Source organism: Sporosarcina sp. Y1009, from assembly GCF_057669865.1.
Genome location: NZ_JBYHFO010000006.1, coordinates 190,819 through 215,434, shown reverse-complemented (window position 1 = coordinate 215,434; position 24,616 = coordinate 190,819). Strand labels below are relative to the sequence as shown.

General features: G+C 38.6%; 21 protein-coding genes, 1 rRNA gene and 3 pseudogenes. 19 read left to right on the top strand and 6 right to left on the bottom strand.

What is annotated here, in order from left to right; all coding sequences use genetic code 11:
- Nucleotides 1-88: 88 nt before the first annotated feature.
- From rrf to AC25Y1_RS10095, 7 genes are all read left to right on the top strand, one after another.
- Nucleotides 89-204: ribosomal RNA gene (gene rrf, locus AC25Y1_RS10125) — 5S ribosomal RNA — on the top strand.
- 505 nt (nt 205-709) lie between these two features.
- On the top strand, nt 710-1,507 hold the full coding sequence (locus AC25Y1_RS10120; RefSeq protein WP_488147852.1) for a YihY/virulence factor BrkB family protein: 798 nt from the start codon (nt 710-712) through the stop codon (nt 1,505-1,507).
- Between the two features lie 26 nt (nt 1,508-1,533).
- Nucleotides 1,534-2,208 carry a response regulator transcription factor gene (locus tag AC25Y1_RS10115; RefSeq protein WP_488147864.1) on the top strand — a complete coding sequence of 225 codons (675 nt, stop codon included), beginning with the start codon at nt 1,534-1,536 and terminating at the stop codon, nt 2,206-2,208.
- Entirely contained in the window at nt 2,205-3,578 is a 1,374-nt protein-coding gene (locus tag AC25Y1_RS10110; RefSeq protein WP_488147851.1) for a sensor histidine kinase, read from the top strand. Before AC25Y1_RS10115 ends, AC25Y1_RS10110 begins: the two co-directional genes overlap by 4 nt.
- A 75-nt stretch (nt 3,579-3,653) precedes the next feature.
- A complete protein-coding gene (locus tag AC25Y1_RS10105) occupies nt 3,654-4,058 on the top strand; it encodes a hypothetical protein (RefSeq protein ID WP_488147850.1) in 405 nt (134 codons plus the stop codon).
- On the top strand, nt 4,051-6,165 hold the full coding sequence (locus AC25Y1_RS10100; RefSeq protein ID WP_488147849.1) for an MMPL family transporter: 2,115 nt from the start codon (nt 4,051-4,053) through the stop codon (nt 6,163-6,165). Before AC25Y1_RS10105 ends, AC25Y1_RS10100 begins: the two co-directional genes overlap by 8 nt.
- 107 nt (nt 6,166-6,272) lie before the next feature.
- Complete coding sequence (locus AC25Y1_RS10095; protein ID WP_488147848.1) at nt 6,273-6,791, top strand: YusW family protein; 519 nt, start codon at nt 6,273-6,275, stop codon at nt 6,789-6,791.
- A gap of 37 nt (nt 6,792-6,828) precedes the next feature.
- Here AC25Y1_RS10095 and AC25Y1_RS10090 read toward each other — a convergent pair whose 3' ends face one another.
- Both AC25Y1_RS10090 and AC25Y1_RS10085 read right to left on the bottom strand, forming a co-directional pair.
- The gene (locus AC25Y1_RS10090) at nt 6,829-8,943 is read right to left on the bottom strand and encodes a type IA DNA topoisomerase (protein WP_488147847.1); all 2,115 of its coding nucleotides are present in this window, start codon (nt 8,941-8,943) and stop codon (nt 6,829-6,831) included.
- 446 nt (nt 8,944-9,389) lie between these two features.
- A pseudogene (locus AC25Y1_RS10085) lies at nt 9,390-9,806 on the bottom strand (NADPH-dependent FMN reductase).
- Between the two features lie 204 nt (nt 9,807-10,010).
- On the opposite strand from AC25Y1_RS10085, the gene AC25Y1_RS10080 reads away from it, so the two are divergent.
- The 3 genes from AC25Y1_RS10080 (at nt 10,011) to AC25Y1_RS10070 (ending at nt 13,058) form a co-directional block, all read left to right on the top strand.
- Entirely contained in the window at nt 10,011-10,436 is a 426-nt protein-coding gene (locus AC25Y1_RS10080; protein WP_488147846.1) for a MarR family winged helix-turn-helix transcriptional regulator, read from the top strand.
- Between the two features lie 271 nt (nt 10,437-10,707).
- The gene (locus AC25Y1_RS10075; protein ID WP_488147845.1) at nt 10,708-11,844 is read left to right on the top strand and encodes an NtaA/DmoA family FMN-dependent monooxygenase; all 1,137 of its coding nucleotides are present in this window, start codon (nt 10,708-10,710) and stop codon (nt 11,842-11,844) included.
- Nucleotides 11,845-11,954: 110 nt separating this feature from the next.
- A complete protein-coding gene (locus AC25Y1_RS10070) occupies nt 11,955-13,058 on the top strand; it encodes a Gfo/Idh/MocA family protein (protein WP_488147844.1) in 1,104 nt (367 codons plus the stop codon).
- Between the two features lie 623 nt (nt 13,059-13,681).
- Here the strand turns inward: AC25Y1_RS10070 and AC25Y1_RS10065 are convergent.
- From AC25Y1_RS10065 to AC25Y1_RS10055, 3 genes and pseudogenes are all read right to left on the bottom strand, one after another.
- Nucleotides 13,682-14,875: an MFS transporter gene (locus AC25Y1_RS10065; RefSeq protein WP_488147843.1), complete on the bottom strand. Its 1,194-nt coding sequence runs from the start codon at nt 14,873-14,875 to the stop codon at nt 13,682-13,684.
- A gap of 184 nt (nt 14,876-15,059) precedes the next feature.
- Nucleotides 15,060-15,647, bottom strand: coding sequence for a TetR/AcrR family transcriptional regulator (locus tag AC25Y1_RS10060; protein ID WP_488147842.1), 588 nt, complete (start codon nt 15,645-15,647; stop codon nt 15,060-15,062).
- Nucleotides 15,648-15,915: 268 nt separating this feature from the next.
- Nucleotides 15,916-16,011 (bottom strand): annotated as a pseudogene (locus AC25Y1_RS10055) (toprim domain-containing protein); the annotation flags it as partial.
- A 346-nt stretch (nt 16,012-16,357) separates the two neighbouring features.
- Here AC25Y1_RS10055 and AC25Y1_RS10050 point away from each other — a divergent pair.
- The 5 genes and pseudogenes from AC25Y1_RS10050 to AC25Y1_RS10030 all read left to right on the top strand — a co-directional run bounded on the left by AC25Y1_RS10050 (nt 16,358) and on the right by AC25Y1_RS10030 (nt 20,816).
- Nucleotides 16,358-16,837: an RrF2 family transcriptional regulator gene (locus AC25Y1_RS10050; RefSeq protein WP_488147841.1), complete on the top strand. Its 480-nt coding sequence runs from the start codon at nt 16,358-16,360 to the stop codon at nt 16,835-16,837.
- Nucleotides 16,838-16,890: 53 nt separating this feature from the next.
- Entirely contained in the window at nt 16,891-17,739 is an 849-nt protein-coding gene (locus tag AC25Y1_RS10045) for a sugar phosphate isomerase/epimerase family protein (protein WP_488147840.1), read from the top strand.
- Between the two features lie 45 nt (nt 17,740-17,784).
- The gene (locus AC25Y1_RS10040) at nt 17,785-18,606 is read left to right on the top strand and encodes a sugar phosphate isomerase/epimerase family protein (protein ID WP_488147839.1); all 822 of its coding nucleotides are present in this window, start codon (nt 17,785-17,787) and stop codon (nt 18,604-18,606) included.
- Nucleotides 18,607-18,675: 69 nt separating this feature from the next.
- Nucleotides 18,676-19,554, top strand: coding sequence for an Hsp33 family molecular chaperone HslO (gene hslO / locus AC25Y1_RS10035; RefSeq protein WP_488147838.1), 879 nt, complete (start codon nt 18,676-18,678; stop codon nt 19,552-19,554).
- A 122-nt stretch (nt 19,555-19,676) separates the two neighbouring features.
- A pseudogene (locus AC25Y1_RS10030) lies at nt 19,677-20,816 on the top strand (NtaA/DmoA family FMN-dependent monooxygenase).
- 223 nt (nt 20,817-21,039) lie between these two features.
- Here the strand turns inward: AC25Y1_RS10030 and AC25Y1_RS10025 are convergent.
- A complete protein-coding gene (locus tag AC25Y1_RS10025) occupies nt 21,040-21,381 on the bottom strand; it encodes a toprim domain-containing protein (RefSeq protein ID WP_488147837.1) in 342 nt (113 codons plus the stop codon).
- A 130-nt stretch (nt 21,382-21,511) separates the two neighbouring features.
- Between AC25Y1_RS10025 and AC25Y1_RS10020 the strand changes: the two genes are divergently transcribed.
- The 4 genes from AC25Y1_RS10020 (at nt 21,512) to AC25Y1_RS10005 (ending at nt 24,566) form a co-directional block, all read left to right on the top strand.
- Entirely contained in the window at nt 21,512-21,757 is a 246-nt protein-coding gene (locus AC25Y1_RS10020) for a helix-turn-helix domain-containing protein (RefSeq protein ID WP_488147836.1), read from the top strand.
- 133 nt (nt 21,758-21,890) lie between these two features.
- On the top strand, nt 21,891-22,466 hold the full coding sequence (locus tag AC25Y1_RS10015) for a TetR/AcrR family transcriptional regulator (protein ID WP_488147835.1): 576 nt from the start codon (nt 21,891-21,893) through the stop codon (nt 22,464-22,466).
- A gap of 113 nt (nt 22,467-22,579) precedes the next feature.
- Nucleotides 22,580-23,419: an alpha/beta fold hydrolase gene (locus tag AC25Y1_RS10010; RefSeq protein WP_488147834.1), complete on the top strand. Its 840-nt coding sequence runs from the start codon at nt 22,580-22,582 to the stop codon at nt 23,417-23,419.
- Between the two features lie 85 nt (nt 23,420-23,504).
- On the top strand, nt 23,505-24,566 hold the full coding sequence (locus AC25Y1_RS10005) for an alkene reductase (protein ID WP_488147833.1): 1,062 nt from the start codon (nt 23,505-23,507) through the stop codon (nt 24,564-24,566).
- Nucleotides 24,567-24,616: the final 50 nt, after the last annotated feature.

Sequence of the window (24,616 nt, the reverse complement as noted above, 5' to 3'; positions counted from 1 at the left end):
CTAATAAAGTTAAAAGGGTTTGATTGACCCTGATTTGTGAAATGAAGAATTCATTTTATCCAGTTTTGAGTGAACAAGCTCAAAAAAGTCTGGTGGCGATAGCGAAGAGGTCACACCCGTTCCCATACCGAACACGGTAGTTAAGCTCTTCAGCGCCAATGGTAGTTGGGGGCTTCCCCCTGCAAGAGTAGGACGTTGCCAGGCACTAAAAGAGTCATTACCATTATGGTAGTGGCTTTTTTTGTTTGTTGTTTAGGTTGTAATTAAATTCTTACCGTAAGGTAAAATCTGAATAAAGTTAAGCTCTTCAGTGCCGTTGGTAGTTGGCGGCTTCCCGCTGCAAAAAGTTTGGATTCCAAAGGAATTCGAACTTTTCTGCGTGATATTCGCGTACTTTTGCGAATATCTAAGCAAGGTTTTTAAGGACGTTGCTAGGCACTAAAAGAGTCATTACCTTATGGTAGTGGCTTTTTTTGTTTTTAAAATATATATTATAAGCTATTTTAAGAAATGAAGTTCGGTAACTGAGGGGAAATCACCAGAAGGTTTATGATAGTCACTTAATGTATGGAAACCACTACGACGGTATGGTCGTTTGCGGAAATCATATTTTAGTAATGAATTTATTTCCTAGGTATTTTCCGTATGACTTCGTACAGGAGCGAATAGTATGGTACATTCTAAAATATAAAGACTTAGGAGGGAGAAAATGATCTTTATAGATGTAGTTATTCGTTTTATGAAGGAACGCTTTTTTGATCAAGCAGCTCAGACTGCTTACTATCTTCTGCTATCGATGTTGCCTTTTTTAATATTTATTTTGTCTCTCCTAAGCTTATTTCCAATTAATGATGAGTTGTTACTAGATTTCCTAGAACCTTTTGTACCAATTGAATCATTTAGATTAGTCGAGAATAATGTTCAAGAGATAGTAGGCAGAAATAAGGGCAACTTGATCGTGACTAGTTTAGTATTGGCATTTTGGATTTCCTCTATAGCTGTTCAATCACTGGGTCGGTCTTTGGATTTAGCCTATGGATATTTACGTTCATTACCGTTTTGGAAAGTAATTATTCGCGATTTATTCATAACTATGTTATTTATGATTGTTATTCCATTGTCTTTATTTCTGCCTTTTATTATGAGGTTACTCCGTAGGCTTGTTGCCTACTCTGATACAATTGGAGAACTATCTGTGTGGATTTATATATGGCCAAATGTAAAGTGGGGCTTAGGTACGCTGTTTTTATTCCTATTTTTCCTCTTGCTCTATAAAGTTCTTCCTACAGGAAAAGTTAAGTGGAAAGAGGCTATGCCAGGGGCTGCTTTTGCAGCTTTTGTTTGGCAACTATTTTCTATAGTATTTGGTGATTATGCAGCGAATGTTGATTATACAAGACTATATGGTCAGTTATCTGGTATCATTCTTCTTGTGTTATGGTTTTATTTTACAGCTACAATTATTTTATTTGCAGGGTTACTAAATGCTGAGTGGCGTAAATCTTAGTACTGAAAGTGTGGTTGAATGAGTTGATAAAAATACTTGTTGTTGATGATGATCCAAATATATTAGAGCTCGTCAGTATCCAGTTAACGCAAGCAGGTTATCAGGTTCAAAAAGCATTAAATGGTTTAGAGGCGCTTGAGCGAATTGAGCAGGACTATCCCGATTTGGTGGTAGTAGATGTGATGATGCCTGGGATGGATGGGTATACTTTGACAAAGAAGATTCGTAGTGAGATGGATATTCCTGTATTACTACTTACTGCAAAAGGGGAACTAGAAGATAAGGAAAGAGGATTTCTTGCTGGTTCGGATGATTATGTGGTTAAGCCTTTTGAGCCGAAGGAATTGCAGTTTCGAATAAATGCGATTTTGCGCAGGTATGAGAGGACTGTTGATGCACTAATTCAGTCAGGCCCGTTAACAATAAATCGTCAAAGTTACGAAGTATCTGTAGGGAAGAAAGTTTTGTTGTTGCCGCTAAAAGAGTTTGAACTTCTATCAGTTTTGGCGTCACGACCGAATACGGTTTTCACTCGAGAAATCCTGTTAGAACGCGTGTGGGGTTATGACTATGATGGAGATGAGCAGACATTAAATGTTCATATTAAACGTATTAGAGGAAAGTTAAAGATGCTGACGAATGAAGTTTTGATTTCAACTGTTCGGGGTGTCGGTTATAAATTAGAGGTAAAAATGATATGAAATCTTTATACGGTAGATTCTTACTTATTACACTTGCCATTATGATTATGAGTAGTTTACTAGCATTTTTAGCTGTAAATACATATTATCATCAAGTATTAAAAGGCGATAATGACAAAAAGAATATGGAGATTGCGGAAAGTATCGCTTTCTACATTAATTCAAATGAAGAATTGAATCTAGAACAGTATTTAAAGATGCAGGCTACTACTGGTTATCGGTTATTTGTTGTGAATGAAGACAAAGAAACGATTTTGTATGGCGAACCATTTCGAGTTGAGAATCTGTTAGATACTTCGATTCAAAGTGTACTAGATGGAAATGCTTACCATGGGATGCGCGATCTACCTAGTGAAACTTTCGTTACTGGATTCTTTTCGAATGAATCAGCAAACACTGTCGGCGTTCCATTCAGGCACGATGGCAGTGATTACGCACTTTTTTTAAGACCAGATATTAAAATGCTTTTTACAGAGATACATTATATCTTAGGTGGAATGATTGTAATTATGGCGATTGTTAGTTTGTTATCGATGTTAGTTGTCGCTAAAAAGTTAATCGATCCAATCACTGCGTTAACAGCTGCGACTAAAAAGGTTGGAGATGAACGTTTTACTGATGTTCTCGTGATAAATAGAAGGGATGAGATTGGTCAATTAGCACAAAGTTTTCAAGAGATGACTGAAAAGTTGAGTGAAAATGATCGAATTCGTAAAGAGTTTATCAGCGATGTGTCGCATGATTTTCAATCGCCGCTGTTGAACATTAAAGGTTATTCAGAACTACTGTTAAATGAAAGTCTTGGTATAAAAGAACGTCAAGATTATACTTCTGTCATTCATTCCGAGGCAGAAAGACTGTCTATTTTGACGAAGCAGTTGCTCTTATTAACATCGCTCGATCAGCTTTCAGCGCCGGTTATGTTAAAAACGTTTAGTTTAGATAAACAATTAAAAGATATGATACGTAAAAATCGCTGGTTGTTGGAAGAGAAAAGTATGACGCTCTCTATGGATTTGGTTGAAGTTGACTTTAAAGGAGATCCTGCTTTTCTCGAAAAAGTATGGGAGAATCTATTTTCTAATGCGTTAAAATATACGCCAGCAGAAGGAACACTGGATATTTGTTTAATGGAAACTGAAAAAGATATTGTGGTTGAGGTGCGTGATAGCGGTATTGGGATGAATGATCGTGAGCTTGAACGGATTTTTGATCGTTTTTATAGAGTGGATCAATCAAGGTCAATAAGTGGAACTGGTCTTGGTTTAGCTATCGTTCAAAAAGTTGTGCAACTTCATAAGGGCGTTATTCAGGTTGAAAGTATTGAAAACAAAGGAACAACAATTCGTATCACATTACCAAAACTGTAATGTCTAGTTCATCTTCCGTTCATGTTCAATGTCTAAAATCAGGGTATAACATTAATAACATAGGAGGAAATTGATATGCAGGAGAATTGGAGTTTACGACTTATTCGCATTTCAGCAATTTTTGGTTTGATAGGAACAATCTTGGGGTCACATATGGCGGGAGCTGGATCGTATGCGTTTCGACCAGTTCACGCGCATATTCTGTTGGTAGGTTGGTTATCGATGTTCGCTTGGGGTGTGTTCTATAAGGTTTACAAAGTTCGCGCGGGTAAATTAATTGCGGCGCAGGGCTGGACAGCGATTATCGGTGCTACTGGTTTATCGGCTGGTATGTGGTTACAGTTTTTAAAGCCTTTTAATGTGAATGAAACATTCTCGCTAATATTTTACATCGTAGGTGGAACAGTTTTACTTGTAAGTTTTGCGTTATTTGTTGTCGTTACCTTTCTTGCTGAAAAAGAGAGTAAACCTAATGGGTAGATTGAAAGGAAATAAACTGTGGTGGCTATCATTAGGAATCTGGATTGCACTGACAGTTATTTTGTCAGGACTTGCTCCAGGTGGCAATGAGTTTGTAGAGTCAAATAAAGATGCCGGGTTGCCGGCGGATGTAGAGTCAATTATCGCGGACCGCGAATTAGAAAAACATTTCCCGCAAGATGGTGGGATGCCAATATTCGCTGTGTTTCATAAAGAGGAAGGTATAACGGACGAAGAAATTCAAACGTTCGCTGAAACACTTGAAAGTTTAAAAACAGACGCAACGTTCGAAGAGGTAGAAACACTTCCATTAACTAAAATGGATTTAGAGATACAAAAAACATTTTTATCTGAAAATGAAAAAACGTTTTTTGTGCCGCTTACTTTACAAAAAGAATTAGAAGGCAACGATTTGCATGACTTGGTAGTTGCTATGAAGGATAGCGTTGGTAAAAGTATAGATGACAGCATAGAAGTATCTTGGACTGGTCCGGGGGCGATCGCATCTGATGCGATTGAGTTATTTAGTCAAGCGGATATCGTCTTATTATTATCGACAGTTGGACTTCTTCTTGTTTTGTTACTCGTTATTTACCGCTCGCCGCTCTTAACGTTAATCCCACTTGTGGGGGCAGGAATTACTTATGCGGTAGTGGATCGTGTAATTGGTTTATCGGCTTCAGCAGGATTATTTACGACAGAAAGTCAGGCACTTTCGATTATGACAATATTGTTATTTGCTGTAGTGACCGATTATTCATTACTCATTTTTTCGCGGTACAGGGAAGAGTTAAGAATACACGAATCAGCGGATACGGCTATGCGGGAAACAATGCGTCATGTGAAAGAGCCAATCTTCTTTAGCGGAAGTACGATTGTGCTTGGTGTTTCGACATTGTTCTTTACACTTTACGAACCATACCGAAACTTCGCACCTGTATTTGCGATTGCAGCGGGTGTTATGCTTATCGCTGGTTTGACATTACTTCCAGCATTATTTGCCTTAATTGGCCGAAAAGCGTTTTGGCCGGTGATTCCAAAGTTTGGTGAAAAAGTGATTGAAAAGAAAACGATTTGGGGAACAGTTGCCAAAAAAGTAACGAAACGACCTGTTTTGTTTTTGATCCCGATTACATTACTACTTTTACTAGGATCATGGAATGTAACGAATTTGGATGAATCGTATGATTTAATCGATTCATTCCCGGAAGATTTATCTTCACGTGTTGGTTATGAAAGACTTGCAAATTCGTTCTCTCCAGGTAGTCTGGCACCAGGGACACTTTTGTTTGTGTCGGAAAAAGAGCTTGGGATGGAAGAACTTCAAAAAGCTATTGAAACAATCGGGGAGAAATCCGGTGTTGATAGTGTGACCGTTCAAGGAAATCCGCTTTCAGAGGATAAGAAGAGTGCAAAATTCTCACTTACTCTCGAAGGAAACCCGTATGCTATGGAGGCTTTCGAAGTGGTGGAAGATCTTCGGAATAACGGGCAGGAAATTATGACAGCGGCCGGTGTGGTCGATACAAAAATGCATATTGCTGGTGAGAGTGCAAGATATCTGGATATCACGGAAATAAATAAACGAGATACGTGGCAAGTGATCATCTCGATGACCATTCTCATTTCAATTATGCTCGGTCTGCAAACAAAGTCGGTCATCGCTCCGATTTATATGATGGGAACCATTTTGTTGTCGTATGCAGCAACGCTAGGGTTATCGCTCTATCTATTCGAACAATTTATGGGACTGGAAGCCATTAATTATCGAATACCGCTTTATACATTTGTATTTCTTGTCGCATTAGGTGTAGATTATTCAATTATGCTCATTGCCCGAATTCGGGAAGAGATGTTATTAATGTCATTTGAAGATGCGGTTCGAAAAGGACTGGAACGGACAGGTGGCGTCATAAGCTCGGCGGGGATTATTTTAGCTGCGACATTCCTCGTATTAACAACGATGCCGATTAATGAGCTTAAATTATTTGGGATTATGATGGCCATTGGGATATTAATCGACACGTTTATCGTTCGTCCATTACTGATTCCGGCAATATTGATTTTGCTTGGTAAGTGGAGTTTTTGGCCGAAGAAAATAAAGTAATGAACGAAAGAACGTCACTTTCACTATGGAAGTGGCGTTTTTTAGTTCTCACAGACAAGGTGTAAAATCTGTGAAATGGGGAAACTAATAGTAAAGGAGGTTTTTTGATGATGAAACGAAAAATGATTTTCCCTGTCTTGCTCGTATTTACGCTAATATTGGCGGCTTGTGGTAACGAAACTATAGATGAACCAAAACAACCTGTTACCGAGGAAAGTGGAAGTACTGGTAACTCGGGAAGTACGGATAATGTAGATGATGCAGAAAGTACAGAGAATGCAGGCGACATGGATCAAAAAATGGAGGACTTAGCCTATAGCGATTTTGACTTAGCGGTCGATTATTCCAATGATCTAGAATATGAGGTAGAGCTTGAAAAAAATAGCAATCATGCAGTTAAGTCGGAAATTGACGATGACTTGAATAATGTGAAGAAATCGGGCACTGAGGCGTTTGATGATTTGTATCCATTAGTAAATGAACTAACTATCACGCAAGAAACAAGCAAAGCTGATGCAATTCAAGAAATCTTGAATACATTTAATTTGCCTGATGATTATCAAAAGTTTGAGTTAGAAATCAAGTTTAATGATGGAACGAAAATAGAATTTGAAGATGAAAAATAAGAAAAGCTGTCGCCTAAAAACCTTGGCGACAGTTTTTTTATGTGAACACTAAACTAAGTTTTTGTCCTTCTAACTTTAAGGAAGCATTGAATTTGTTTCCGTTTTTTGCTATAAATCCGCTAATGCTATTTGTTTGCCCTTTTGTACATAGAAGCTTCACTTGTGCAGGGGTGATTTTCTTTTTTAGAAAAATCCCAGGAAAAGTTTGTTTGCACCCATCTTTATAGGCGGTACATCCGTAAAATCCTTTTCGTGTGACGATCATTCCTTTTCCACACGCCGGACAAGAGGCAACTTCTATATTCCTTCTTGTCGTTTTTGCTGTCGAAGGGATGGATTGAACTTGAAAACTCGTCGTTTCAATTTGTTTAGGAACATTTTGTATTAATGAATCGAGAAATTTCTCGATGTTGCTTAAAAAGTGATTGGCAGCGCCATCGCCATTACCGATTTTTCGTAAATAGGTTTCCCATTTCGCGGTCATCGAGGGGCTGGCGAGTAAGCTACCTTCAATTGCTTCGCATAAAATACGTCCTTTATCAGTAAGAGAAACAATGTTTTTTGTTACTTGAATATAGCCGTGTTTTTTGATCGTTTCGATAATCCCGCTTCGTGTAGCTTCCGTTCCAAGTCCTTCGATTTCTTTCAATATCTCTGTTTCCTCGTTGTCTTCAACGAATTTTCCGCATGTTTTCATCAATGTGATGAGTTGGCCTTCTGTATAAGGTTTCGGCGGCATTGTTATGCCTTCGTGAATACGAATCTTGCTGTCGACAGGCTCATTTTGTCGAAGGGGCGGCAAAGTTTCTTCTGTTTCTTTTTTCGAACTCGGAAACAATGCTTTCCAACCAAGATCCCGCTCCGTTTTGCCTGTCGTGAAAAACGGTAAATTGTTGACGTCTGTCGTAATTTTCGTTTCTGTGTAGAGATAATCTGTATGGAACATCGCCAGCGTTGTACGAACAATTTCTTCATACAATTTTCGTTCATTCGGTGGAAGCTTTGCCAGTGCAGCCTCTGTAGGGACTTTTTTTGTCATGATAATGGCGTAATGTTCTTTTACTTTAGCATTGTCGACATAGCGCTTTTTGGGTTGACGCGAATGAACCGGAAACGGCTGTTTAATCAGGGATTGATAATTCACGACTTGATCAACTAAATATGAAAATTCACTTGTCGTAATATGACGCGAATCAGTACGTGGATACGTAACAAGCTTTTTTTCGTATAAGCTTTGCATCGTTTTTAGAACGTTTGCCGGACTCATTTTCCATCGTCGGTTTGCTGTTGCTTGTAAAGTTGATAATGAATGAAGCTGAGGCGGCGGAATTCGTTTATCTTTTTGCTGAACAGACTGGATAACACCTGGTGAGTTTGGTTGTATATTATGTTTCTGAAGTAATTCCACGACTTCCTCACGCTTTTTCGTTCTCACTTTAGCTTTTCCTTTATAAGCCCCATTTTCGGCGGTGAATTTAGCCTCTACTTCAAAAAACGGTTCAGATACGAATGTTTCAATTTCTTTTAACCGTTCATAAATCAGATAGACAGTTGGCGATTGAACGCGTCCGATTGGAAAGACTTGCTCATAGCCTTTCGCTTTGAGTAAAAGTGTGTACAGGCGAGAGCCGTTCATCCCAACAAGCCAATCACTGATTTGACGGGCTTTTGCTTCTTCATAGAGCAGCAAATCTTTTTGATTGTCCCGCAAATTCATGAAGCCTTTTCGAATTTCATCGATTTCCAAGGAATTAATCCAAAGCCGTTTGATTGTTTTATTACGCGCGCCTGTTTGATTGAAAATGCTGTAGAAAATATTAGATCCTTCGCGGTCCACGTCGCATGCGTTAATAATCGTTGAGGCGGAAATCATGAGTTTTTTCACTGCTTGAAACTGCGCATATTTTCCTTTCGCCACTTGAAATTCATAGCGTTCCGGTAAAATTGGCAGGCTGCCAAGTGTCCACCGGTTCCAACGTGCATCATACGCTTTCGGCTCTTTTAATTCGACAAGATGCCCGATGCCCCATGTAATAAAAGCGCCTTGTGGAAACAGCTGACTTTTTGCTAATTCGATATGCGTTTTATGTCGACTTTTGACTGTGAATGCTTTGGCTTGGGAAGGCTTTTCTGCGAAAATAACTGTTTTCATGAGTAGACCTCATTTCTTTATACGATGAAACGCTAGTTCTATTATTATCGCATAAAGTGGAAAGGTTTACGAATTCAATTGGAGTTGTGACAGAACACTACATTTCTCTGAGTATAGAGAAAAAGAGTGTGGTACTATAGTCGATGGAAATAGAAGAAGTCTTTGGAAAAGAAGCTTTCTCGGGAAGAGTTAGCACATATTTGCGGTTTATATCGTACATATATTAGCTTAATGGAACAGAGTTGAGAAGTAAGCCTAAAATAGTACACACTTATTTTACGCTCGCGATTTCAAAATTAAAAGTCATACATGGCCTCTCGTTCATTTCTTGTGTGCTCCATAGCTTGATACCATTGGATGGTGTCATCTACCATATGGTCCAGTCGAAACAAGACATCATCATTGATAATTTGTTTACGGTAATAATCCTGTTCTTCAATAAACACTTATGTTGGAACAATAGTAGCTTTCATGTAAGTAAGAATCGGTTTCAACTGTTGCTCTGTCATTAAAAAATGTTTTGGCGAGCCCGCTGTAGCAATAATACCGACCACTTTTCCATGGAATGCCCTTTCCGGAAGCAAGTCAAAGACATTTTTTTAGCGTACCAGGAATGGATGCTTGGAATGTTGGTGTACCAATCACAAGAACATCGCTGCCATAATTGCTTTTGTTAAAAGTTTTGTGTCTCCATCGTAATCACGAAAGTCCCGACCATCGCTGAAGAAAGTATTCAGGTCGGCCAAGTTGAGCAATTGTATTTCTGCTTTTGGAAATTTGTTATTCATTCGTTGCATGACGTAATCCATTGCTATTTTGGTTTTGGAACCCACAATGGAGCCCGCAATTCCTACAATTTTCATTTAGAGCTCACTCCTATTTCTTCCTTGTTGCCTCCTTCAGTGACAAAAGTGGACAAAACGAACTAGCGGTTGCAGTAAAGACTGACAAGAGTAAAAGCACAGCGACACTCTGGTTATCGAAAAAAGGAAGATAAGTTGATATTCAAATTTCATCGTGTTAAATTTAGCTTGCTAAGTATATTACAACTATTCGAGGGATGTTATATGGAAGAAAAGGTTGATTGTGAGATTCGTGGGTTGTTAGATAAAATTTCATCTCGAATGCGTCGAGATTATAGCGAAAGCTTAAGAGAACTTAACCTTTACGTAGGTCAAGATAATTTACTTTATCGTTTATGGTTAGGCGATGGGGTTACACAAATGCAGTTATGTGAGCATTTAAATTGTGAACCACCTACCGTAACAAATATGGTTAAATCATTAGAGCAAAACGGATTTATTTACCGTAAACGAGATGCAAAAGATGGTAGAGTAATGCGGATTTTTCTAACGGAAGTAGGAAAAGAGCTTGAAAAACCGGTTGAAATTAAATGGAGACAGCAACAAGAAAAGTTACTCAATTCGATTTTACCGGAAGAGCGAATGCTATTAAGACGCATTATGAAGCAAATGGAGAGTAATTTGTTTTAAGCTCTCTCCCGATATATGTTTAGCAAGCTAATTAAATCCGCATACGAATACAAAAGGAAATAAATCATTTATATGGATGCTTAGCAAGCTAAGTATAGTTGTGGTCGCATATGTATACGCCTAACGAAGAAAGAGCCAGGAAGCAAAATTACGAACGAAGCATTGGTTGATGAAGTTATGATTGTCGATTTTTATCCTGAACAGACTTTGAGGGTAAATGCTTTTGAATTATTGGCTAAAGAGTTTGAGCTTAGCAGAAATGAGGGGCAACATGAGAGCTGAAAAACAGCTTAAAATTGGTGTAATTGTCGATGGTATCGGTTGGAGTTATTCGGCATGGCGTCATTCTGATATGCCTTCCGATGCAAGTGAAAGTGTAGATTTTTATGTTGAGAAAGCCAAAAGAGCTGAAGAAGGCAAGTTTGATATGGTGTTTTTAGCAGATGTAAGCCATATTGGACCTGGCATGATTCCACATTATTTGAGTATGTTTGAAGGTGTAACGATCCTCTCTGCGCTAAGTATGGCGACGAGCCATATTGGACTTGGTGCAACCATTGCAACATCCTACGCGGATCCCTTTACAGTGGCTAGACAAATGGCCTCTCTCGATAAAATTAGTAAGGGGAGAGCAGCATGGAATGCGATCACTTCTAATCCTGGTGGTCTGGCTAATTACAGCAGAAAACATCTTTCAAAATCTGATTTATATCCTTTGAAAGAAGAGTTTCTTGAAATTGTAGAAGGGCTATGGGATTCCTATGAGGATGATGCTTTTATTCGCGATAAAGAGAGTGGTATCTTCTTGAATCCTAGAAAGATGCATCCATTGAATTATAGGGGAAAGTATTTTTCTGTAGACGGACCATTAAATATTAGCCGTTCACCACAAGGAAGACCCGTCATCTTTCAAGCGGGTACTTCGCCAGAATTTATGGATATTGCAGCGAAACATGCTGAAGGCGTACTGGTAAATGGGGATGATTTTAATTATGTTAAACAATTTGGTGAGGAACTAAGACGAAGAGTAGCCTTGGCAGGACGAGCGCCGGAAGACCTGTTGATTATGCCAACACAGCAAATCATCGTTGGGAGAACAGAATCTGAGGCGAATGAAAAGTTTCAGGAGTTACAAAGGTTAGTACCATCCGGGTATGGTATTCCGAAGCCTTCATTTTTCGGATTGGCAGAGACTGTGGCTGATCTGATTGAGCATTGGTATGAGGCAGGGGCGATGGATTTATTGCTACTAAGACAGGAACATCCTTCTGGAATTGATGATTTCATCGACTTGGTCGTCCCTATATTGCAGGAGAAAGGCATATTCCGAAAAGAGTATGAATCTAATACTTTGCGAGGAAACCTAGGTCTTCCTTATCCAGAGAACAGATATGCCACTTCATTGTAAGGGGGGACAGTCACTTTCCCTTTTTTTGTTAATTTGTAAAAGTTAATGCAGCACTAATGCGTTCATCTAAAAATTTCATTTTAAAAAATAGAAAATAGGAGTTGTTTTTCATGAGTAAAAAAATTCGAGTAGGTATTATAGGCGGATCGATTAATAACGGATGGGCTAGAGGTACACATATTCCAGCTATAGATCATCTGGATGAGCTGGATCTCTCAGCGGTAGGAACGAGCAATATGGAGAGTGCGAAACAAAGTGCCGGGGCCTTCAAGGCAACCCATGCTTTTGACAACGTGGAAGATTTGGCTCAACATCCTGATGTGGATTTGGTAGTCGTCAGTATTAACGTAAAGGAACATTACGATGCAGTAAAAGCGATTGCTCCGGTAGGAAAACCAATTTATTGTGAATGGCCCCTGGGATCTAACGTCGCTGAAGCGCTAGAAATGCAGGAGTGGGTGGCATCTGAGCAAGTACCAAATGCGATTGGATTACAAGCTAGACAGGCACCAGCCATCAATTATATAAAAGATTTGTTGGCGGAAGGATATGTTGGAAAACTTCTGTCGGCTAATCTGAAGATTTCTATAGATGGAATGGGGGGAGTGGCTGACAAGGCGAGTGCGTATCTTTTTGATCGGAAAATAGGAGGAAACTTACTCACTATTGTCGGCGGACATAATCTTGATGCGTTTACCTACATGCTTGGGGATTTCAAAGAACTTTCGGCCGTCACTGCACAGCAATTCCCAGAAGTCGAATTGGTAGATCTGCAAAAAGTTATTGAAAAAACGACAGATGACCAAATACTAATTTCGGGGAAATTAACCAACGGTGCAGCAGCCAGCGTTCATATACAAGGCGGAGTCAAACACCAAACAGGATTTACTCTTGAAATTTTCGGAGATAAGGGAACGATTATTTTGACTGCACCTGCTACCATTCAATTTGGATCACACCAATTACTAGGCGCAGGCCCTACAGATGACAAACTTCAAGAACTAACGATTCCAGATTCTTATTACTGGGTACCAGAATCACTTAAAAACGATACAGGTCTTGTTTTGAATGTTGCTCAAGCATATGGAAAGTTTGCCAAAGATATTCAAAAAGGAACATCTCTCACACCTAGTTTTGCGGATGCGGTAAAACTGCATCAGCTTCTTGACACAGTGGAGAAAGCAGCTAAAACTGGAAAACGCCAGTATTTATAAAATGGATAGTTAGGATTTTCGTTCTAATTTAGGTGGTATTCCCGAATCAAAGCTGTACCATCACCCGAAAAATTCATGTCCTCTGACAATAAAGTAAAATCGATTGGTTCTTTTGTTTAGTTCATGCGATATTGTGTGTTGTAGTCTGATCTTGATCATCCATATAATAAAATGACCAATTTCATGAGGATCCCTTTAACAGGGAAATGAAAAAGGATAGAGGAGCAGGAATGATACCTGCTTACACTATCCTTTTTCTTTTTTCATTGTTTTTCTAAATCATTGTTTCCTATGTAATCGATTGATTATAGAGTAACTTTCGCTTTTAACTTATTCTCAGTAGGGTTGTTGCTTGACCCTCGTTCACGAAACTTTGAACGACTTTATCTGTATTGTTTAACCTAATCACCGTTAAATGTTTAGTAATAAAGTCTAATATAAAAACACCGCATAAATGTTAGTTTCGTGTCTAACATTTATGGGGCAGTTCATACCATTGCTACACAAGGAATTAAATATTATTACCGCATAATGTGGGGAGGTTTGCGAATTCAATTGGCGTATATACACTAATTCTCTTACTATGGTGTAAAATATGTTTATTTGGGTGACTGTCGCTATATTTAATTTATTAATCGTTCTTTCTGTCTTGATTGAACAAATAAAAACAATCCTAAAACAACGAGAATTAAAATTGCACAGATAATGTATAAGTTTTGGAAACCAAAACTTGCAACAATAAGACCACAAACGAATGATCCTACAGCAATACCTGTATCGAATAACATGAAAAATGTTGCTGTTGCATGCCCAGTTCTAGAAGGGTGAGCTGCTTGGATTGCCATCGTTTGAAAACTTGGAACTATTGTGCCAAATCCTAATCCAATTAGAGCCGCAGATAAGAGTAACATCCAAGCATTGCCTGTAAAACTTAACATTGTAAGCCCAATAGCAAAGATTAATAAACTTGGTATAATGACATAACTTGGTCCATGTTTATCAAATGCTTTACCCACATAAGGTCTTGAGACTAACATTGCAATCGCATAGACCACAAAGAAATAGCTGGCTACTTCTGCTAAACCGATTGAATCAGAGTAGACAGAAATAAATGAAATAATACTAGCATATGCGAAGGAACTCAACCCAGCTATTAGTGCAATCGGTATTGCCTTCCTTTCAATAAAATCGTTGATTGAAAGTTTATGATTTTTAGTTTCAGGGGCAACCAACTCTACTTGTGGAGGAACTTGAACAAAAATAGCGAATAATGCTCCACCAACCATTAGCGCGCTCAAGATAATGAATAGCGTTTGAAATGATACAAATTGTATTAATGTTAATCCAATAAATGGTCCTATTACAACTGCTAAATTGGATGCCATCGCAAAATATCCAATCCCTTCACCACGTCGTTTAGACGGAAGAACATCAGCTGCGATTGCTCCAGTTGCAGTAGATGCGACACCATATGATAAACCATGTATAAATCGCAAAATTAGCAATGGTATCAAAGCGTCGATCCATATATATAGAAATGTTGTGACAGTAAATAGAGCGACACTTATGATAAGCACTCTTTTTTTACCAATCTTCTCTAATATTTTTGCAGAAACAGAACGAATAAGAATTGTAGAGATTAACATGACTGTGACAACTAATCCACCGTCTGCTACCGATCCTCCCATAACATTTATTACGTAGAGTGGAAGTGTTGTTAATAATGCATAAAAAATTGTGAATATCATGAGGTGTATCATGGAAATGCCTATAAAGCTTTTTGTCCAGATAGGTTGTTGTTTCGAAGTGTTTATCATGTTTTCCTCTCCTATTTCTATAAAATTCTCATGTAGATAAATAAGTGATGAATGTTTAAAACCATTTAAACAATTGATTTGTTATAACAGCATATAAATCCCTCCCAAATATGTAATATTAAACAAATTAATTGTTAGTTATCAATAACTAACATAAATATTAAAAATAAGGGTTTAAAACCCTTTATGGTTTTAAACCTTCACTTAAAATTGGAATAACATCGGCAAGATAATTATCCAAAGGTAAAGATGATAACGACTCACCTACCAGTGCGTCAGAAACAAACTTCCCATAATTAAAATTCATTAACATCAATGCCTGCGTTTCAGGGTCACCCTTCATTACTTTTCCTTTATCTTGCATCGTTTTAAAGTATTCAATAAGTAGATCTCTTAACTCCTTAGCATGTCTGTGTAAAATTAAATGCATATTAGGGATTGTATTTCGTTCCATTATTGAGATTAAATATGCTCGTTTATGTTTATTCATGAGTTTATGATATAATTTACTGATTTCAAGTAAATCATTTTCTAAATCAAATAGGAGATTATTTTTGAAAAATCCCTCCATTGATAATGAATTTGGAAATTGAGCTATTATCGTATCCAATATCGCTTTTTTCGTTCCAAAAGTTCGAAACACAGTCATTTCACTCACAGATGCAGTAGAAGCAATTTCCTTAATAGTTACAGACTTATATCCTTTAGTAGATATTAAATCTTCAGCAGCAAATAATATTTTATCAACAGTATTTTCCGTTTTATTATTCATACTTCCCACACTCCAATAATGTTAGTTGTCACTAACTAACATTTCGTTTTTAACAATATCACTTATTTAAGTTAATGTCAATCTTATAAAATGTAGGATGATTTTATAATGGCTATTTTTTTGTCTGAATTTAGTTTGCTAAGTTGATTATACAATTAGCCAACTAAATTGCCACGTTAATTATACCCAATAAAATACGGGCGAAATTAGTACAAGTTAATACTCATATGCATTTGTGTATTGTGCCCATAACTTTCACCGGATACAATTGTACGCGTCCGATTGGAAAAACTTGCTCGTATCCTTTGGCTTTGAGTAAAAGCGTGTACAGGCGGGATCCGTTCATGCCGACAAGCCAATCGCTGAATTAAAAGCAGTTTAAAGTAATTCCAAAAAATACTCAAAACAGCAATCGTCCGCTAAACTAATCTACTAGTTTAACGGGCGTTTTTTAATAGTTTCGTATTATGTATAACAATCAGGATGAGGTTTATTTTAAACTCTACGTGATTAATCACTTTCTATTTACTTACTATAAATTTTGTTTTCCAGCTGAATTAATCGTAAACGTATTTTTGTGTCGAAAAGTACGGAGATAAAAAAATTTACTTTTAGATAACAACAAGATAAACTAACGTAGATAATCATTATCCATGTTAGTTGTCGTGTGGAAGGTGCCTAAAAAATATAGAATAAAGGCGGTGATTTTAATGCAGATGAAAACGGGAGTTGAACAGTCAGTATATGCCATTCTTATCCTTAACATGTTGCCAGATAAAGCGGTACTGCCTGGAGAAGCGATCAGTCAACAATTGGGCGCTTCACCAACTTATTTTCAAAAATTGTTGAGGAAATTAGTTAATGCGGATTTAATTATTTCTGTACCAGGGGTAAAGGGAGGATTTAAATTAAGGGGAAAACCTGAAGAAATTCGAGTATACGACATTTATCTTGCTATAGAGGGACAGCAATCTCTTTATTCCTCTAGCGGAGTTTTACATGACATGCTTGACTTGGAGGAGGAAAATGGTTGCTGCGTATTAACCGACTTAATGGATGAAGCCGAGTCTTCTTGGAAGTCCGTGCTAAAACGCGAAACCATTGCATCCTTATATGAAGAAATAGAAAGTGCATTTCAACCAAAAGTGATAGAACTACAAAGATGGGTAAAAGAAAAAATGGTTTTATAAAAATCATAAGATGTAGCCTTTGGTTATTTAACTTGAGAGGGGAATAAGTAATTATGACACATCGTGTGTATGCTATGGATACGTTTTTTTATAATTCAATGGGTGTTTATAGTTTTGAGGCTAGGGCGGAGATGTTAAAACAACTAGAGTTCGACGCAACTTATTTATCTTTATGGAGCGAACAAGCTTGGCGAGACCTAGAGAAACTTGGAACGGTTAAAGAAAAATATGGGTTGGATGTTGCGGCAGTTTATGTATTGCTAGATCTTTCGTCTGGTGAGGCGAGCCCACAAGTTCAACGTATTTTAACGATGTTAGAAACAATTGAAGGCTGTCGAACTGTAGAAATAGCGATTCAAGTGACTGGGAGATATATTCCACAATCGGATACGACTGGCGACGATATTGCTGTAAGTTTTTTAGAGAAGGCACTAGAAATTTGTGAGCGAAGAGATATTAATCTGCTCTTATACCCTCATTTAACGTTTTGGCTAGAGCGCCACGAAGATGCGGTGCGACTATGCCGTCGATTAGATCATCCGAATCTTGGCATTGTATTTTGCGGTCCTCACTGGTACATAGCGGGCGGTCGCGATATTGCCTCGACACTTGAAGAGGCTGCACCTTATATTAAACAAGTGAATCTAGCAGGAATTCGAAAAGATCCTAACGGCTGGGCAGGTGTGGCACGGACTGAATTGATAGATGAGGGGGAACTGGACAACTTTGTTGTACTTGGAGCGCTTAAAAAGATTGGTTTTGAAGGAATGATTGGTTTTCAAGGATGGGAAGTAGGCGGCTATACCTACAGTAAACTACGTCACTCCTTGGCAATCTTTCGGGATATGGAACGACGAGTTGAGAAAAACCCTCAATGGGCAGTGCTTCACCAAGGTTATTAACGAAAGTGAAAAGAAGGTGTAAAAGTGGCTTATAAAGTATATAACATGGATGCCTGTTTCTATAATTCACTTGGAATTTATAGTTTTGAGTCACAGTGTGAAATGCTACAAGAAATAGGTTTTGATGGCGCATATCTTTCATTATGGACTGAACAGGCATATAGAGATTTAGAGAAATTAAGCAGTGTAAAAGAGAAATATGGATTAGATGTAGCAGGCATTTACGCTGTGCCAGACCTTGCATTAGGAGAAAATCATCCGAATAACCAACGAATCCTAACGATGCTGGAGAATCTCGAAGGCTGTTCTACTGTCGAACTTGCGATTCGAACAGCGGTGCCTGGGCTTTATCCGTCTGATTCGGCGGGTGATGAAGTGGTCGTCAGCTGGTTAAATAAGGCGTTGGAGATAGCTGAAAGACGTAATATCAACATTTTATTATATTCGCATTTAACATTCTGGCTTGAACGTCACGAAGACGCCTTGCGACTGTGTCGACGGATCAATCATCCGAATCTTGGCATTGTATTTTGTGGTCCCCACTGGTATGCAGCGGGAGGTGGCGATATTGTCGCTGCGATTGAGGAAGCAGCACCTTATATTAAACAAGCCAATTTAGCGGGAAGTCGTAGAGATCCTTTAGGATGGAGCGGCGTGGCAACAGTTGAACCGCTGGATAAAGGGGAATTGGATAACTTCGCTATGCTCGGAGCTCTTAAGAAGATCGGTTTTGACGGGATGATCGGTTTCGAAGGTTGGGACTGGGGTAGCGATATTTACAACAAATTGGTTCGTTCACTAAAAGCCTTCCGGGATATGGAAGCAAGAGTTGAGGAAAATCCGAACTGGGCTATTTTTCGGAGATGAGCGTGCTTGATCCACTTGGAAATGATGTAACACCGGACAAATTACGTAATGGAGAAAGGAAGAAATGAAATGAAAGACTATTTAGTAAAAACATTAGCTTATGACGATCAAGTACGTGCTTATGCAACAGTAACAACAGAAACAATCGAGGAGGCGAGGCGTCGACATAATACTTGGCCAACTACTTCAGCTGCATTAGGGCGCTCAATGACTGCTAGTTTAATGCTCGGTGCAATGCTCAAAGGTGATGATACGCTAACGGTGAAAATTGCTGGTGGGGGTCCGATTGGAACAATTCTCGTTGATGCAAATGCCAAGGGGGAAGTAAGGGGTTATGTCACGAATCCTCAAGTGCATTTCGATCTCAATAAACAGGGAAATCTAGATGTACAAAGAGCGGTGGGAACAAATGGAACGCTAACTGTATCGAAAGATGTGGGGCTACAGCAACCTTTCGTGGGGCAAATCCCTCTTGTGACGGGTGAAATAGGTGAAGACTTTACATCTTATCTTTTTAATTCCGAACAAGCTGCTTCTGCAGTGGGGGTAGGTGTGCTTGTGAATCCTGATAACACAATCCAAACAGCCGGCGGTTTCATTATTCAACTTATGCCAGGTGCAGATGATGAAATAATTAGCGAGATTGAAGAACGTCTGAAAGTAATTGCGCCAATATCTTCAATGATTGCAAAAGGGATGTCTCCAGAACAAATACTTGAGCAAATACTAGGTGTTGGCAATGTAAAAGTCTTAGAGAGAATGCCAGTTCAATTTCAGTGTCAATGCTCCGAAGAGAGAATCACCAATGCCATAATAAGTTTAGGAAATGATGAGATTCAAGATATGATTCAGACAGACGGACAAGCTGAAGCAAATTGCCATTTCTGTAACGAAACTTACCATTTCACTAAAGAGAATCTAGAGGAATTGATGGAAGCGGCGGTTTAATAAAATTTTAAATTAGCAGGTAGATGAAGAAATCCTATTCGGATTTAAAAAATCAGGTGAATGTCAAGATAAGAAAAAATATAAAGATAAATCTAAATGTTACCCAAAAAGGATGGATTCACATGACTAAAAGAAAGCAGTTAAAGATGGGTGTAATCATTGATGGTGTCGGTTGGAATTATTTTGGTTGGCGTCATCCAGATATGCCTTCTGATGCAAGCGAAAGTTTTGATTATTATAAACAGAAGGCTCAGAAAGCGGAAGCTGGGAAATTTGACCTCATTCAGCTTGTGGATGTCAGTCATATTGGTCCAGGAATGATCCCGCACTAATTAAATATGTTTGAGGGGGTGTCGCTTCTTTCGGCACTTAGTGTGGTCACTTCTCATATCGGTTTAGGGGCTACGGTTGCTACGTCTTATGCAGATCCTTTCACCGTGGCTAGACAAATTGCTTCTCTTGATAAGATTAGTAATGGCCGCGCAGCTTGGAATGCGATTACTTCGAATCCCGGAGGCCTAGCTAATTATAGTAGAAGCCATATTCCAAAATCTGAATTGTATCCTATAAAGAAGGAGTTTTTAGAGGTTGTCAAAGGACTATGGGATTCCTATGAAGACGATGCTTTTATTCGCGATAAGGAAAGCGGAATATTCTTGGATGATAGGAAAATGCATGCGCTCAATCACAGAGGGAATTATTTCTCCGTGGATGGCCCCTTGAATATAAGTTCTTCGCGACAAGGGCGCCCCGTCGTATTTCAAGCAGGCACTTCTGAAGAATTTAAGAATCTGGCTATGCATCATGCTGAAGGGGTACTCGCTATTAATGAAAATCTCGAAGAACTTAAGAAGTTTAGCAAAGACTTGAAAAGCAGAGCTGTTTCAGTTGGGCGCTCGCCTGATGATTTACTAATCATGTTGACACAGAATCCCATTGTTGGTCGAACAGAAGAAGAAGCGGAGAAAAAATATCAAGAGCTGGTGAAACTTTATCCTTACGGTGTGTGGTTGCCAAAACCTACATTCTTTGGATCAGCAGAGAAAGTAGCTGATCAAATTCAACATTGGTATGAGGAAGGGGCTATGGATCTTCTGTTAATAAGACAGGATCATCCAGAAGGAATAGATGATTTCATTGACTTGGTGGTCCCAATTCTACAAGAGCGCGGAATCTTCCGTAGGGAGTACGAATCAGATACATTGCGTGGCAATTTAGGGTTGTCTTATCCAGAGAACCGATATACAAAAGCGAAGACATGAAGTAAAGAAGTATTATCCACCGTTATTTATGGAAGTAAAGTAGTAGGGTGTGATTTTAAATGAATCCACATATTTAAACTTGTGATTCTAAGCTAAATTGCACATAAATACAGGTTGTTAATCTGATTATGTGCATTTTATAATTTATGTGCAAATTAATATTGGTTGGATATTACTATAGTATATGACTAAGAATAAAAAGAACAATTATGTACAATGGTATTTATAGAGATATGTCTATGTCGTAGCCATTAATGACAGTATCCGTCTCTTTGAGTAGCTTCATTATGACATTAAATTGCTTGCTTTTCCCTTTGGCGACTTGAAATTCATACCGCTCTGGCAAGATAGGTAAACTATCAAGCGTCCATTTTTCCCATTTAGGATCATACGCTTTCGGCTCTTTCAATTCGACAAGATGGCCAACACCCCATGTGATATGCGCACCTTCTGGAAAAATTGAAGTCGGATGGATTTCTAAATAGCCTTCGTGACGTCTGACAGAAAAAGCATCTGCATACGCTTTTCCCTGGCTCGGTTTTTCGGCTAGGATTACTGGCTTCATGACAAGACCTCTTTCACTGATAAGGTAGAAACGTTAGTTCTAATATTATCTCATAGATTCAGAAGTTTTTCTAATCCATAGTTAGTGTGATCAGTATTGTTAAATCGTGTGGGGTCCGTGTGCTGCTATAGTGGATGGAAATAGAAGAGTTTTTTGGGAAGTACTTAGAGGATTTAGGTTAGAAAAGAAGTTTTCACAGGAAGAGTTAGCTCATATTTGCGGTTTGGATCGTACATATATCAGCTTAATGGAAAGAGCGAAGAGAAAGCCGACCATTACTACTATATTTGCATTGGCGTCTGGTTTAAATATGTTACCAAGCTTCCCAGTTTTGGCAACTGAAAAAAATTGGGGTAAGGGATTTATAAAGAATTAAAACGGCTATCCCTTTAATTCTTTACTAATCGTTCTAGTAATGATAATCTAAAAGAGGTTAAATTAGTTGCAGTTAAATATCCTACAATTAGAATGTTCATTCTCGTTTGGGTATTCGTATTTAGGGAGGAATTATGGCTAGAAGTAAAGAGTTTGATGTAAATCAAGTATTAAGAAAAGCCATGGAGCTTTTTTGGCAACAAGGGTATGAAAAAACGTCTATGCAAGAGTTAGTAGACTATATGGGCATTCATCGCAGAAGCATCTACGATACGTTTGGCGACAAACGTACATTGTTTTTGAGTGCTTTATCCCACTATGAAGAGTTAATTACAAGTGAAACGAAAAAGAGAGTAGATTCAAACTTACTGGTAAAACAAGGGATACGAGAAGTGTTTAACATGATAATTTACCCAGATCTTAGTTTGCCAAAAGGATGTTTGTCTGTAAACGCAGCTGTTGAATTATCTTTGCTTGACGAGGAAATTGCAACAAAGATTGCAGGAACGTTTACAAAGACAGAAGCTCTCTTTTATGAGCTGCTGAAACATGGGCAGGAAAACGGAGAAATATCTCAGAGTCATGACCTTAAAGTATTGTCTTTTTTTCTTCATAATTCACTTGTGGGGTTACGCGTAGTAGTGAAGATTGAAGCTGATAAAAAGAAATTAGAAAGCATTGTTGATATGACACTTTCTGTGTTAGACTAACTTTCTTTTTTTTAACCTTTCTAGAACGGTCATTCTAATAATGAGAATAAAATTGCAACTAATTTATAACCTATCAAATCAATCCGAACTCACCGTTCGAAAGGGGAAAAAAAATGTCGAAATTTACAATTCCAACTGAATCAAGTTATATCGAAGCTGAAGGGGTACGATTTGCCTATAGAAAGTTCGGCCAAGAAACAGGAATTCCGCTAGTTTTCTTCATTCACTTCCGCGGAACAATGGAAAACTGGGATCCTAATATGATTGGTGTTTTAGCTGAAAATCGACCAATTATTCTTTTTGATAATGCTGGTGTCGGTGAATCCAGTGGTGAAACTCCGACTACTATAGCTGAGATGGCAAAGGATGCAGCGGCTTTTATTAATGCACTTGGTTTAGAGCAAGTCGATATCCTTGGTTTTTCAATAGGAGGAATGGTTGCACAGGAATTAGCATTGCAACAGCCAAATCTGGTACGACGCATCGTCTTAGCAGGGACATCTCCACGATCTGGTGTCAGTGAGCGTAGAGAAGGCGTGTATGAGGCGATGACTGAATCTAGTGGAAATGATGCTCGGGAGAATTTCTTGTTCCTATTTTACGGTCCGACCGAAACGAGTCGAGCGGCTGGTATAGCTTCATTAAAACGAATCTTGGGTCAGAAAAAAGTGGAAAGCTCATCTCAAGTGACCGAGGCGCAATTCAAGGCAGTATCCGAATGGGCTCAGCGGGAACCTGAACAGAAATACGACTGGTTACAGAAGATTACGCAACCAGTACTCGTGACCAATGGGGTTGAAGACATCATGGTTGCGACTAAAAACAGTTACATTCTTACTGTAAACTTACCTAATGCCCAACTCATTATTTATCCAGACTCTGGTCACGGACATCTATTCCAGTACCCAGAACAGTTCGCTGGCGATGTAAATCGATTTCTTGATGCTGAGTAATGAAGAGGACAATTAGTCATAGATAATCAATTACTACTAACCATCTTATACTTAAAGTGTATGAGAACAAAAAAGGAGAATGAAAATGCAGAAAATATTTGAAGAAGTTCGTATTGGAGACGTTACATTAAAAAACCGCTTAGGCATGTCACCAATGACGAGAAATAGAGCTTTACCTGATGGTACCCCAGGAGAGATAGCGGCTGAATATTATGGTCAACGTGCTTCTTTTGGTTTAATCATAAGTGAAGGTACACAACCTTCAGATGATGGTCAAGGGTACTTAAATACACCTGGGATTTATACACCATCTCACATAGAAGGTTGGAAGAAAATAACGAGTCGTGTACACAATGAAGGTGGCCGCATATTCATTCAGCTCATGCATGTAGGGCGTGTTTCACATCCTGACAATACACCACATCATCGACAAGCGGTTGCACCTTCTGCTATTGCACCTGGCACAGAAATGTTTACAGCTGAGGGGATGAAAGATATCCCGACGCCTAGGGAATTAGGTCAAAATGAGATAAAAGAAGTCATTCAAGAATTTCGTACAGCCGCAGCCGCAGCAATTGAAGCTGGAGCTGATGGAGTCGAAATTCACGGGGCAAATGGGTATCTAATTCAACAGTTCCTTAGTGAGAACTCAAATCATCGTCAAGATGCCTATGGTGGTTCAATTGAAAACCGGGCTCGATTTGCAATTGAAGTGACTAAAGCAGTCATTGATGAAATTGGTGCAGAAAAAACGGGAATTCGGTTCTCTCCTCAAGGAACATTGAACGGAATTGAGGAAGGTGATACAAATATTGAGATGTATCGATATTTAATAGGGAAATTAAATAAGCTTGATTTGGCTTATCTTCATATTATGCACTTTGGCAATGAACCCTTATTACAAGAAATACGCCAGTTATGGACGCAACCACTAGTGGTAAATAGAGCGGGACGCCCACTTGAACAACTTGCTGTGGACTTGGATAATGGTCTAGCAGATGTCGCAACAGTAGGGATTTGGGCACTAGCTAATCCGGACTTCATTGAGCGTATAAAGAAAAACGCTCCCCTAAATGAACCGGATGTAACTAAGCTCTATGCTGGTGGTGCACAGGGTTATACAGATTATCCTAAAATGGAAGAATAAAAATCTCAATAGCAGTAAGAATAAGTGAAATGATGAATGGCGTACAACTA

What these genes read in the sequence shown, in the direction of transcription:
- AC25Y1_RS10120 (WP_488147852.1), top strand. Translation starts at nt 710, where the DNA reads ATGATCTTTATAGATGTAGTTATTCGTTTTATGAAGGAACGCTTTTTT.
- AC25Y1_RS10110 (WP_488147851.1), top strand. Translation starts at nt 2,205, where the DNA reads ATGAAATCTTTATACGGTAGATTCTTACTTATTACACTTGCCATTATG.
- AC25Y1_RS10105 (WP_488147850.1), top strand. Translation starts at nt 3,654, where the DNA reads ATGCAGGAGAATTGGAGTTTACGACTTATTCGCATTTCAGCAATTTTT.
- AC25Y1_RS10100 (WP_488147849.1), top strand. Translation starts at nt 4,051, where the DNA reads ATGGGTAGATTGAAAGGAAATAAACTGTGGTGGCTATCATTAGGAATC.
- AC25Y1_RS10095 (WP_488147848.1), top strand. Translation starts at nt 6,273, where the DNA reads ATGATGAAACGAAAAATGATTTTCCCTGTCTTGCTCGTATTTACGCTA.
- AC25Y1_RS10090 (WP_488147847.1), bottom strand. Translation starts at nt 8,943, where the DNA reads ATGAAAACAGTTATTTTCGCAGAAAAGCCTTCCCAAGCCAAAGCATTC.
- AC25Y1_RS10080 (WP_488147846.1), top strand. Translation starts at nt 10,011, where the DNA reads ATGGAAGAAAAGGTTGATTGTGAGATTCGTGGGTTGTTAGATAAAATT.
- AC25Y1_RS10075 (WP_488147845.1), top strand. Translation starts at nt 10,708, where the DNA reads ATGAGAGCTGAAAAACAGCTTAAAATTGGTGTAATTGTCGATGGTATC.
- AC25Y1_RS10070 (WP_488147844.1), top strand. Translation starts at nt 11,955, where the DNA reads ATGAGTAAAAAAATTCGAGTAGGTATTATAGGCGGATCGATTAATAAC.
- AC25Y1_RS10065 (WP_488147843.1), bottom strand. Translation starts at nt 14,875, where the DNA reads ATGATAAACACTTCGAAACAACAACCTATCTGGACAAAAAGCTTTATA.
- AC25Y1_RS10060 (WP_488147842.1), bottom strand. Translation starts at nt 15,647, where the DNA reads ATGAATAATAAAACGGAAAATACTGTTGATAAAATATTATTTGCTGCT.
- AC25Y1_RS10050 (WP_488147841.1), top strand. Translation starts at nt 16,358, where the DNA reads ATGCAGATGAAAACGGGAGTTGAACAGTCAGTATATGCCATTCTTATC.
- AC25Y1_RS10045 (WP_488147840.1), top strand. Translation starts at nt 16,891, where the DNA reads ATGACACATCGTGTGTATGCTATGGATACGTTTTTTTATAATTCAATG.
- AC25Y1_RS10040 (WP_488147839.1), top strand. Translation starts at nt 17,785, where the DNA reads ATGGATGCCTGTTTCTATAATTCACTTGGAATTTATAGTTTTGAGTCA.
- hslO (WP_488147838.1), top strand. Translation starts at nt 18,676, where the DNA reads ATGAAAGACTATTTAGTAAAAACATTAGCTTATGACGATCAAGTACGT.
- AC25Y1_RS10025 (WP_488147837.1), bottom strand. Translation starts at nt 21,381, where the DNA reads ATGAAGCCAGTAATCCTAGCCGAAAAACCGAGCCAGGGAAAAGCGTAT.
- AC25Y1_RS10015 (WP_488147835.1), top strand. Translation starts at nt 21,891, where the DNA reads ATGGCTAGAAGTAAAGAGTTTGATGTAAATCAAGTATTAAGAAAAGCC.
- AC25Y1_RS10010 (WP_488147834.1), top strand. Translation starts at nt 22,580, where the DNA reads ATGTCGAAATTTACAATTCCAACTGAATCAAGTTATATCGAAGCTGAA.
- AC25Y1_RS10005 (WP_488147833.1), top strand. Translation starts at nt 23,505, where the DNA reads ATGCAGAAAATATTTGAAGAAGTTCGTATTGGAGACGTTACATTAAAA.